The following is an 11,118-nucleotide window of genomic DNA, read 5'->3' on the forward strand; positions in this document are numbered from 1 at the left end:
AATAAAGCCACGAATTCCGGCATTCCGCACGAATTTCTTTTTTAACCGCCGGCCTGCTTGGCCGTGTCGTCCGGCGTGATGGGCTGGGTCAGCCGCGCGACGAGAAAGGCCTTCAGTTCGGCGGCGATCTTGCCGCCGAAGCCCGGCACTTCGGCGATTTGTTCCTCGCTCGCCAGCCGCAGCCGTTGCAGCGAACCAAACTTCTTGAGCAACGCCGCCTTGCGTGATTCACCGATGCCCGGGAACTCGTCCAGCAGGCTCTCGGAAATTTTCTTCAAGCGCAGTTGCGCGTTGTAGCTGTTGGCCACGCGATGCGATTCGTCGCGGATGCGCTGGAGCAGCTTGAGCGCGCTGTTGTCCTGGTCCAGCCGCAGCGGCAGGGCCGCGCCGGGGCGGTAAATCTCCTCGAATTCCTTGGCGAGGCCGATGATGGGAATGCGCTCCAGCCCGAGCTTCTTCAACTCCGCGCAGGCCGCGTTGAGCTGCCCCCTGCCGCCGTCAATCACGATCAAGTCGGGCAGGGCGAGGGCCGAACGCGGGGCCGGACGCGCCGCGCTGGCCGGCGCTTCCTCGTGGGCTTTGAGTTGTTCGAGGGCCTCGCGCGGATTGGCCATCATTTCGCGGAGTTCCTCGACGATGGCCTGCTTCGCTTCAAGATCGGGCTCCGTTTCCGCCGCCTGGCCGGGGCCGCGTTCCGCGCCTTCCTTGAGCAGCCGTGCATAGCGGCGCTGGACCGCTTCCGCAATGCACGCGAAGTCGTCCTGGCCTTCGACCGTCTTGATGCGCAGGCGGCGGTAGTTGACGCGATCCGGCCGGCCGTTGCGGAAGGCGACCACGCTGGCGACCTTGAGCGTGCCGCTGATGTTGGAAATGTCGAAGCCCTCGATGCGCACGGGCGCCGCGGGCAGGCCGAGCACCCGGGCGAGTTCCAGATTGTCGCGCTCGGGCATGACGGCGACCGGCAGATTCCAAGGCGTCCGCTCAAAGCGCGTGGTCCGCGCGGTGGACTGCTTGAGGGCGGTGATGGTGTCGCGCAGTTCGGCGGCTTTTTCGTATTGCTGCGCGGCGGCGGCCTTGCGCATTTCGGTTTCGAGTTGCGTGCTCAATTCCTCGCACTGGCCGTCGAGGAACTCACACGCCGCCTGCACTTGTTCCAGATATTGTTCGCGCGTCACGTTGCCGATGCATGGTGCGGTGCACCACTTGAGGTTGCCGTAGAGGCAGTGTTTGTAGTCCTGCGGTCCGGGCGTAAGCGGCCGGCAGCCGCGCAGATTGAACTGCCGCCGCATCAACGTCAGCGTGTTGCGGATGGCGCCCGCGTTCGGAAACGGCCCGAAATAACGCGAGCCGTCGTCGGTGCGGAGGCGCGTGAAGGAAAAGCGCGGGATTGGATCGTGCAGGTTCACCTTCAACATCAGGAAGCGTTTGTCGTCGCGCAGGTCGATGTTGAATTTGGGCTGGAGCTCCTTGACGAGTTTGCTTTCGAGCAGCAGCGCCTCCGGTTCGCTGCGGACGACATGCACGTCGAGGTCGTGGATGGCGTCGGTCAGCGCGCGAAATTTCAAATCCCATCCCATGCGTCGCGACGGCTGGAAATACGTCATCACCCGCTTGCGCAGGTCGCGGGCCTTGCCGACATAGATCACCGTGCCGAAGCGGTCCTTCATCAGGTAAACGCCCGGTCGATGCGGCAGGTCCGCCAGCTTTTTTCGCACCTGTTCGGTCACGGTCATGCGCAAATTTTGCGCAAAGTTGCCGCGCCGCAACGCAATTATTTCTCACTGCGCAGATTCACCGGGAAAAACTGAATGAACACTCGCGTTTCGAGTCCAAACGCCTACGTTGTCGCCGCGGTTGGACGGCGCTGCCAAACCGGCGTCTGGCCAGCCGGCGCCAATTTCAAAATCGCATTGCATGAGCACAAGTTCATCTCGTTGGGGCGGCCGGCTGCTGCTGGCGCTGGTGGTGGTGGGAGCGGTTCTGGCCGGACTTTGGTTTTGGAAGCGCCCGCGCGAGGCCGCGGTTGAATATCAAACCGCGGCGGTCACGCGGGGCGACGTCGTGCAGGTGGTCACCGCGACCGGCCAGTTGAATCCCGTCACGAACGTCACCGTTGGCAGCCAGATTTCCGGCATCATTCAGAAGCTCGGCGCGGACTTCAACACGCGCGTCAAATCCGGTGATGTCATCGCCCAGCTCGACCCGGCCACGTATCAGGCCAACGTCGCTTCGGCACAGGGTGATCTCGCCAACGCCAATGCCAGCCTCGAACTGGCGCAGGTCAACTTTCGCCGCTCCGACGAGCTGTTCAAGAGCCATCTGATTTCCCAGTCGGATTACGACAATGCCGTGGCCTCGTTGCATCAGGCCCAGGCCCAGGTGCAAATCAAGGAGGCCGCGTTGCAGCGCGCCAAGGTGGACCTCTCGCGTTGCACGATTTACGCGCCGGTGGATGGCATCGTGATCTCGCGCAGCGTGGATGTGGGACAGACCGTGGCCGCCAGCTTGAGTGCGCCGACGCTGTTCGTCATTGCCAACGACCTCAGCAAAATGCAAATCGACGCGAACGTTGCCGAAGCGGACGTCGGCGGCGTGGAGGTTGGACAGGATGTGGATTTCACGGTGGACGCCTTTCCGTATCGGACCTTTCACGGGAAGGTCACTCAAGTGCGCAACGCGCCGACGACGGTCCAGAACGTGGTCACCTACGACGCGGTCATCGGCGTGGACAATGCCGACTTGAAGTTAAAACCCGGCATGACGGCGAACGTGTCCATCATCATTGCCAGGCGCGAGAATGCCCTGAAGATTCCCAATTCGGCCCTGCGTTTTCGCCTGCCGGAAACCGGTGGCGGCGGAAGGACCAACGGCATGGCCATGGCGCCTGCTGCGGGTGGCCGCGGGGCCGGTGGCGCGGGAGCGGCTGGCGCAGCCAGCGCCGGGCACGGTCGCGGCAAGGGCGAACACACCGGTCGCCGCACCATTTATGTGCTGCCCGTCGCGGGCGCCGGCCACGAAGAGTCCGTGAAACCGGTGGCCGTGCAAATCAAGACGGGCATTGGCGACGGCATATACACTGAAGTGGTGGAGGGGCTGAAAGAAGGCGATGAGGTCGTGACGGGCAGTTCGGCCCCCAGCGCGGCGCGCGCGAACGGGGCGAATCCCTTCGGCATGCAACGCCGGCGCTTCTGAGGTTTTCACGTCGCTCATGAGCAACGCGGTTCTGAAACTGGAGGAGGTGCACCGGATTTACCACACCGGCGAGGTGAAGGTGCATGCCGTGCGGGGCGTCAACCTCGACGTGGGCCCGGGCGAATTCGTCGCCGTCATGGGCGCCAGCGGCTCCGGGAAATCCACCCTGATGAACATGCTGGGCTGTCTCGACCGGCCTTCACGCGGCCGCTATCTGCTCGACGGCGTGGATGTTTCCGGGCTCGATCGCGATGCGCTGGCCGATTTGCGGAACCAGAAAATCGGCTTTGTGTTTCAGGGGTTCAACCTCCTTTCCCGCACCACGGCCCTCGAAAATGTCGAGCTGCCCATGTTTTACCGGCGGGATCATCTGGCCGGCCATCACCGCCACGAGCGGGCCATCCAGGCGCTGGACCTGGTCGGCCTGTCCGCCCGGGCGGACCACCATCCGAGCCAGCTCTCCGGCGGCCAGCAGCAGCGCGTGGCCATCGCCCGGGCGCTGGTGAACCAGCCGGCGATTCTGCTCGCCGACGAACCCACCGGCAATCTCGACACGCAGACCAGCATTGAAATCATGGGCGTGTTTCAAAAGCTCAACGACCAGGGCATTACCATCGTGATGGTGACGCACGAAATCGACATCGCGCATTATACCAAACGCATGGTGGTGATGCGCGACGGGCTCGTGCAAAGCGACCGCGCCGTGGACCGCCGGCTCAACGCGGAGACGGAATTGAGCCGCCTGCACGAGGAGCAAAAGGCCGTGCACCTCCAGCCATGAGACTGTTCGCCACGCTCAAAATCGCCCTGCGCGCCCTGCGCCGGAACAAGCTGCGCACGTTGCTGACCATGCTGGGCATGATCATCGGCGTTGGCTCCGTCATCACCTCCGTGAGCATCACCAACGGCGCCCGCTCGCAGGTGGAAGACCAGGTGGCCAGCCTCGGGCAGAATGTCATCACGGTGTTTGCCGGCAGTTTCACCGCCGGCGGCGCCCGCGGCGGCTGGGCCAGCGCGCAGTCGCTTTCCCCGGAGGACGCGCAGGTCATCAAGAGCCAGGTGGACGGCGTGGTTGCGGTGAGTCCCGAGGTGCGGGACCGCAATCAGGTTCTCGGCAACGGACTGAACTGGAACACGCAGGTCAACGGGGAGTCGCCCGATTACCCGCAGATTCGCAGCTGGCCGGTGGCAGAGGGCGCGATGTTCACGGACCAGGACGTGCGCAGCATGGCCAAGGTGGCCGTCATCGGCAAAACCGTGGCCGACGAATTGTTTCCCAATGAAGACCCGCTCGGCCAGACGCTGCGCATTCGCGACATCCCGTTCAAGATCGTGGGGGTGCTCGCGGAGAAGGGCTTCAACCTGTTCGGACAGGATCAGGATGACGTGGTGATCATTCCCTACACCAGCCACATGCGCCGCGTGTCGCGCCGCACCTACGTCAACTCCATCCTCGTGCAGGCGGTTTCGGCGGAGGCAATTCCGAAGGTGCAGGAGGACATCACCGCCCTGCTGCTCGACCGCCGGCGCAACCACGAACAGGACTTCACCGTGCGCAACCAGGTGGAACTCGCTGAAATGGCCACGTCCACCTCGCGCATCATGTCGGTCCTGCTCGGCGCGATTGCCAGCGTGTCGCTCGTGGTCGGCGGCATCGGCATCATGAACATCATGCTCGTCAGCGTGACGGAACGGACACGGGAAATTGGCATCCGCATGGCCGTCGGCGCCCGGGGCAACGACATCCTGATACAATTCCTCGTCGAGGCGGTCACCTTGAGCGCCATCGGCGGGCTGGCCGGGATCGCGTTGGGCATGGGCGCCTCGCAGATTGTGGCCAAGGCCACCGAATGGCCCACGTTGACGCCCGTGTCGTGGATTGGCATCGCCTCGCTCTCCGCGGCGCTGGTGGGCGTGGTGTCCGGCTTCTATCCGGCCTGGAAGGCCTCGAAGCTCGATCCCATCGAAGCGTTGCGCTACGAATAGCCACAGCAAACCAAGCGTGGGAAAATGTGGGAAAGTTGGCTGTCCGACATGGATTCGAACCATGAATAACGCCTCCAAAGGGCGCTGTGTTACCGTTACACCATCGGACAACCCGGCGAAAACCTAGCATCCACCTTTCGCGGCGCAAACCAAATTTCCCACGCCCACGACCGCTCCGGCGGGGCGTTATTTCTCCGCAATGCTGACCTCAAGCGGTGACGCCACGCCTTGGGCAAATTCGTCCACGTATTGTTTCCACGCGGCGGCGGAAGTGATCTGGCCGGCCTTGTCCCAGCAAAAGCCCGCCCAGTAGGAAACCGTGTGTTGAGGGGTGCATTTGACGAGCAACAGGTTGTTGACCTTGTCCTGCGTCTGCTTTTCCAGAGCGGCGGGGTCCACGATGACCGCGATGCCCTGTTGGCCGGCTTTTTTCTCCATGTTCTGCCAGCTCAGCATCCAGCCGCGTCCGGCGTCCGCCTCCGTGGCTTCGCCGCCCACTTTCTTGAGGCCGATGCCCGAGGTCAGCGTCACGGTTTTGCCCGGCCCGGGATAGGGTTTGTAAATGCTTTCGAAATGGTCGAGCTGCGAACCGGCATCCAGCGTGATGCGTTTCGTTTCGGAAACGCTCATGCCGTTCACGTCGAACGGGGCGTAATCCAGCTCAAACAGCACGCGAATCGGGCCGTTGGCCAGCACGCGCGAGTGGATGAAACATCGCGCGGTCCAAAGCTGGTCGGCGGCCCACAGGCCGTTGCCGCCGCAGCCGCGCGTGCGGCCGGCGGAATAGAAGTCCGCGCCCTCGCCGGTGTCTTCGTGGTAGTGGTCGGTGAGATACCAGTCGTTGATGACCAGGCGTGACGTGCGTTTGGACCAGATGTCGATCGTGCTGCTGGACAGCGGTTCGCCTTCCCACGTTTCGAGCGCGTGCCCGTAGGTGCGGTGCGCGATGCGGTCGTTTTCCCAGGCAAAATCGTCGAAGCGCTCGCGGACAAACCGGCCGAAGGCCTTGAACTGGTCCTTGGTGTATTCCTGCTTTTTGCCCGCCGACACGGTGAAGGTTTTCGTCTCGTTTGCGCCGAAGTCAGCCTGGAAAATCACCTGGTCCGCCGTGTGAAACGCGTCGTAATCCGTGTCCACGGCCTGGCACACCAGCTCGTGACCGGCGCTGTCCGTGACGTGCACGCGGTCGAGTTCCTTGACGCCCAGCGGGGCGAGCTGCGCGGCGGTTAGTTCGATGGTTTGACTGGTGCGTGCGAATGGCAGTGTGTTGCGGGCGGTGACCGTGAGCAGGGCGGCATGGCTCACCAGCGGGAGCGTGGCCACGAACGACAGGGCGAGCAGACGGGGGAGCGGGTTCATAATGCGGCGGATTGTGCGCGGACCTGGTTCACTTTTCCAGTTTCTTCACCTCGGCATTTTGTTCAATGACCGGCGGACCCTGTTGCGCGGCAATCTTGACGTTTCGCAGTTCGACACCGCGGGCGTTGCGGATTTCGAGGCCGGTTTTTTCCGCAGTCAGAGTGACGTTTTCGAGGAGGACGTTTTCGATGTTGCTTTCCGGCAGGCCGACGATGACGCCGATGGCCTTGCTGCTTGAACCCGTCACGTTGCGCAGGGTGATGTTCCGGTATTGCGGTGTGGTGGCGGTCACGGGCTGGGCGTCGTCCGTGGCCGGGATGCGCGGGTAGTAACTGGTGATGGTGATGGCGCCGCGCACGTTCTTCATGGTGATGTTTTCGCAAACCAGGTTCTCCACCGTGCCGCCGCGTTTGCGGTCGGATTTGATGCGGATGCCGTTGTCGGTGTCCTCGAAGGACACGTTGCGGACGAAGACGTTCTTCACACCGCCGACGGTTTCGCTGCCGATGCTCATGCCGTGGCCGTGTTTGAAGGTGCAATCTGTGACGGTGATGTTCTCGCAGGCAAATTCACGGCCTGCGACTTTCTTGCCTGACTTGATGGCGACGTTGTCATCCCCGACGTCGATGAAGCAGTTCGTGATGGTGACGTTGCGGCAGAGGCTGGGGTCGATGGCGTCGGTGTTGGCGGCTCGTTCCGGCGCAAGAATCTTGATACCTTCAATCCACACGTCCTCGCACTCGGTCGGCACGAGGTGGAATTTCATCGAGTTCTGAATCGTGATGCCGGTGATGCGGAGATGGTTGATGCGCTTGGGCACGATCAGGTTGGGCCGCGGCAGCGTGTAACCGGACACTTTGCGGCGCGCCTCCTCCGCGGCTTCCCACCAGACCGAGCCATTCCCGTCGATGGTGCCCTGGCCGGTGAGGGCCAAGTTCTCAGAATCCTGAAGGGTGAGGAAGGGGACGAAGTCACCCCCGCTCCGGGCGGCCCGCCAGTCGCTGCCGCCCGATTTCAGGAACGCGGCCTGGTTGGTGGTGGCGAAGAGCGTGGCGCCTTGCTCCAACCGCACCGTGACGTTGTTGCCGCGCAAGGTGAGCGGGCCGCTCACGTAATTGCCGGCGGGGAAGACGATGGTGCCGCCGGTCTTTCGGACGGCATCGAAGGTCTTTTGAATGGCCGCCGTGTCGAGCGTAGTGCCGTCGCCCGTGACGCCCATTTCGCGGACGTTCAGCACGGTCTCGGCGGCCGGCGCAGTAAGGTCGAACAGCAAGGCGGCGGCGATCAACAATCCATTCAGGGCAGGTGAGGTTTTCATGGGATGAATTTCCCTGAAGGTGGCGCCCGCGCGGCGCCGGTGATGGGGCGATTACGGTTTGGGCTTCCAGTGATCCTGACAGGCCAGGACCTGGTTTGGGTCGGACAACGCGGCGGCTTCGGCGCGGGAGAGTTGCCGCGACGCAGGATTGCGCTGGCTCACGTCCAGCGGCCGGCCGTCGAGGGTGGTGCTGTTGAACTCGTAGAGGCGCAAATGCGCCCGGTCCTCGCCGCGAATTTGCCAGCCGGCGGCGGGAATGTGGGGGGCCATCTGGCAGTTGAGAAACGCTACGGCGCTGCCGGGGAAGCGGTCCGTGCCGATGCGTGCGAGCCAGTTGCGCTTCACGTCCGGCGCCGCAGTCAGCCGGCAGTGGGAAAACACAAAGCCGAATTGGTCCTCGGGGTTGCGGGACGTGACGTAATAACCGTCGTGCATCGCCTTCAGTTCGCAGTTCTCGAAGAACGTCACGCCATGCCCCCAGATGAAGTCCACGTCGCCTTCCACGTAACAGTTCGCGACGTAAACGCGGCCGTTCAACAGCAGGGTGTCCTGAAAGCTGTAAAAGTCGCAGTCGCGAATCGTGCAGCGCTGGCCACTCAGACGCAGCGCCTCGGCCTGTGAGCCGCGATACGGCGTGGTGTTGCGGATCGTCAGGTTCTCGAACGTCACATCGTCGGCATCCGCGCTGATGAACGGGCGCATCATGCGGCCGGGGTTCAGCTTGTCGTTGTTGCGGCCGGCGAGAATGGATTCCTTGCGGTCCTCGCCAACCACGCGGATGCGGTTCCGGCCCGGCCCGAGATAGGCGACGGCATCGTAGGTGCCCTTGCGGATGTAGATCTCGAACGGCGTGTAGTTGTCCTCGGGGATGTAATCCGCCGCGCCTTGCAACGTGCAGAAATCGCCGCGGCTGTCGGGGGCGACTTCGAGCCGCGTGCGATTCTTCGGCAGCGGCGCGCGGGTGGTGAACAGCCACTCGCCGTTCGTCATGCTCCCGAACGCCTCGCCGCCGGCCGATTTGAACACGCCGGGTTCGATGACCACGGCAAAGGTGGTGTTCGTGGCGCCCTCGAGCACATGGGCGCGAAGCTGGACGGTGATCGTGTTGCCATCGATGCGGAAGGGCTCGTAGCGCAGCAGCTTGGTGCCGAACAAATTTGTCCAGCCGCCGTCCGCGACCTCAAGCGCGTCCACGATTTTGCCGTCGTTCATCCGCACGACCTTGAGTTGGCCGGTGTTTCCCAACGTCACCGGCGCGTTGAAGGTCAGCCGCAATGGCGTGTCGGGGCAGATGCCGGCCGCGTGGTCGACGGGGTAACGATTCGTGACGGCGAGTTCTGCGTGGGTGGTGAAGCAAAACAGCGCGGCCGCGAGCGGGACGATGGCGCCGGGATGGATGCGATTGGTCATCTCGGATTTTGGAACGGCGGCCCTGATGTGTTTACTTTTGCTTCCGGCCCGGCCTGGCCTTGGGGCCGGCGGCGATCGCTTTGGTGCCGGGAAAGTTCAGGTATTGCCGCGCATTGGCGTAGCAGATGTTGCGGATCATCGGGCCGACGAGGGCGTCGTCATTCGGGATTTCGCCGTTTTCGATGTCGCGGCCGATGAGGTTGCAGAGCGTGCGGCGAAAATATTCGTGACGGCAGTAGCTCATGAACGAGCGCGAATCCGTGACCATGCCGACGAACCGCGAGAGCAGGCCGAGGTTCGAGAGCGCGTTCATCTGCCATTCCATGCCTTCCTTCTGATCCAGGAACCACCAGCCGGAACCGAACTGGATTTTGCCGGGGATGGTGCCGTCCTGGAAGTTGCCGATCATCGCGGCGAAGGCGTAGTTGTCCGCCGGATTGAGGTTGTAAATGATCGTCTTCGGCAGCGTGTTGTCGGCGTCGAGCCGGTTGAGATACGCGGACAACGCCTGGCCCTGGGGAAAATCGCCGATGGAATCAAAGCCGGTGTCCGGTCCGAGCTGCGTGAGCAGGCGGGTGTTGTTGTTGCGGAGCGCGCCGAGGTGAAGCTGCTTGGTCCAGCCTTTCGCCGCATCGAGCTGGCCGAAGAACACCATCATGAACGAGGCAAATTGCGCGTGCTCGGCCGGTGAAACCGCCCGGCCCCGGCGCGCCTTCGCGAAGATGGCGCCGGCCGTCTTCGCGTCGCAGAAATCGGCAAAGCAATGGTTCATGCCGTGATCCGAGAGCCGGCAACCATTGGTGTGGAAGAAATCGTGCCTCTGACGGAGCGCGTCGAGGAAGCCCGCGAAACTGCCGATGTCCACATTGCTGGCGGCGGCGAGCTGCTCCACCCAGGCATTGAAGCCCGCGGGCTGGTTCACGGTGAGCGCCTTGTCCGGCCGGAAGGCCGGCAGCATCCGCGTGGGATGACCGGACGTGGCGAACTGCCGGTGCCAGCGCAGGTCATCCACCGGGTCGTCCGTGGTGCAGACGTGCGTGACCCGAAATTTTTTGAGGATGCCCTGCGTGGTGAGCGCGGGCGTGCCGAGCTTTTCATTCGCCTTTTTCCAGACGCGTTCGGCGGCGGCTTCACTGAGCAGCTCGTTGATGCCGAAGTAGCGGCTCAATTCGAGGTGCGTCCAGTGGTAGAGCGGATTGCGCAATGTGTGCGGCACGGTGGCGGCCCACGCCTTGAACTTCTCGAACGGACTGGCGTCGCCCGTGCAATAACGCTCGGCCACGCCGTTCGAACGCATGGCGCGCCACTTGTAATGGTCGCCCTCGAGCCAAATTTCGAAGAGGTTGTTGAACTGCCGGTTCTCCGCGACGTCCTTCGGCGGCAGGTGGCAGTGGTAGTCGAAGATCGGCTCCGGCTCCGCGAACCGGTGGTAGAGGCGGCGCGCCGTGCGGGTGTGGAGCAGGAAATTGTCGTGAGTGAATTTCATGTTCGATCCAGTAAAACAGGTCCTCAGCCGGCCGCAATCGCGATGCGCCGGCCGGCGGTGGAATTTGAAGCGCCGCGGAAAACGTCAGCAGGCTTGGTTGACAAGATAAGGGGGTTACGGTGCGTTGAGGATGCCGCTTTTTTGCAGAACGGCGTGACTTTTCTGCACGGCGCCGTCGGCGGGCCCGCGCCGGGATGCAGAAAATTCACGGGCCATTGCAAATATTCCATGCGGCAGACCGGCCGCGACTTCGTTAAATTGGCGCCGGACCATGAGCACTGTTCTCAAGATCAGCAAATACACCCTGGGCGTCGGCGACCGCTTCGCGCACCAGGCCGCCGCCCAACTCCAGGCCTGCCTGCTCGCC

At 63.2% G+C, this 11,118-nt stretch carries 8 protein-coding genes and 1 tRNA gene; 3 read left to right on the forward strand and 6 right to left on the reverse strand.

What is annotated here, in order from left to right; genetic code table 11:
* Positions 1-41 precede the first annotated feature (41 nt).
* Positions 42-1,733: an excinuclease ABC subunit UvrC gene (locus VFV96_13760; GenBank protein HEU5071465.1), complete on the reverse strand. Its 1,692-nt coding sequence runs from the start codon at positions 1,731-1,733 to the stop codon at positions 42-44.
* Between the two features lie 181 nt (positions 1,734-1,914).
* On the opposite strand from VFV96_13760, the gene VFV96_13765 reads away from it, so the two are divergent.
* The 3 genes from VFV96_13765 to VFV96_13775 are packed head-to-tail and all read left to right on the forward strand — an operon-like array spanning position 1,915 to position 5,178.
* The gene (locus VFV96_13765) at positions 1,915-3,192 is read left to right on the forward strand and encodes an efflux RND transporter periplasmic adaptor subunit (protein HEU5071466.1); all 1,278 of its coding nucleotides are present in this window, start codon (positions 1,915-1,917) and stop codon (positions 3,190-3,192) included.
* Positions 3,193-3,208: 16 nt separating this feature from the next.
* Complete coding sequence (locus VFV96_13770; GenBank protein HEU5071467.1) at positions 3,209-3,973, forward strand: ABC transporter ATP-binding protein; 765 nt, start codon at positions 3,209-3,211, stop codon at positions 3,971-3,973.
* On the forward strand, positions 3,970-5,178 hold the full coding sequence (locus VFV96_13775) for an ABC transporter permease (GenBank protein ID HEU5071468.1): 1,209 nt from the start codon (positions 3,970-3,972) through the stop codon (positions 5,176-5,178). The genes VFV96_13770 and VFV96_13775 overlap by 4 nt, the downstream gene beginning before the upstream one ends.
* Positions 5,179-5,214: 36 nt before the next feature.
* Here VFV96_13775 and VFV96_13780 read toward each other — a convergent pair.
* The 5 genes from VFV96_13780 to uxaC all read right to left on the reverse strand — a co-directional run bounded on the left by VFV96_13780 (position 5,215) and on the right by uxaC (position 10,751).
* Positions 5,215-5,288 (reverse strand) — tRNA-Gln (locus tag VFV96_13780).
* A gap of 76 nt (positions 5,289-5,364) precedes the next feature.
* Complete coding sequence (locus VFV96_13785) at positions 5,365-6,537, reverse strand: DUF4861 family protein (protein HEU5071469.1); 1,173 nt, start codon at positions 6,535-6,537, stop codon at positions 5,365-5,367.
* 28 nt (positions 6,538-6,565) lie between these two features.
* Entirely contained in the window at positions 6,566-7,855 is a 1,290-nt protein-coding gene (locus tag VFV96_13790; protein ID HEU5071470.1) for a glycoside hydrolase family 28 protein, read from the reverse strand.
* A 51-nt stretch (positions 7,856-7,906) separates the two neighbouring features.
* Positions 7,907-9,265, reverse strand: a complete 1,359-nt coding sequence (locus VFV96_13795) for a pectinesterase family protein (GenBank protein ID HEU5071471.1) — start codon at positions 9,263-9,265, stop codon at positions 7,907-7,909.
* A 31-nt stretch (positions 9,266-9,296) separates the two neighbouring features.
* Positions 9,297-10,751, reverse strand: coding sequence for a glucuronate isomerase (gene uxaC / locus VFV96_13800; GenBank protein HEU5071472.1), 1,455 nt, complete (start codon positions 10,749-10,751; stop codon positions 9,297-9,299).
* Positions 10,752-11,118 lie beyond the last annotated feature (367 nt).

This window comes from Verrucomicrobiia bacterium (assembly GCA_035765895.1).
Taxonomy (GTDB): domain Bacteria; phylum Verrucomicrobiota; class Verrucomicrobiia; order Limisphaerales; family DSYF01; genus DSYF01.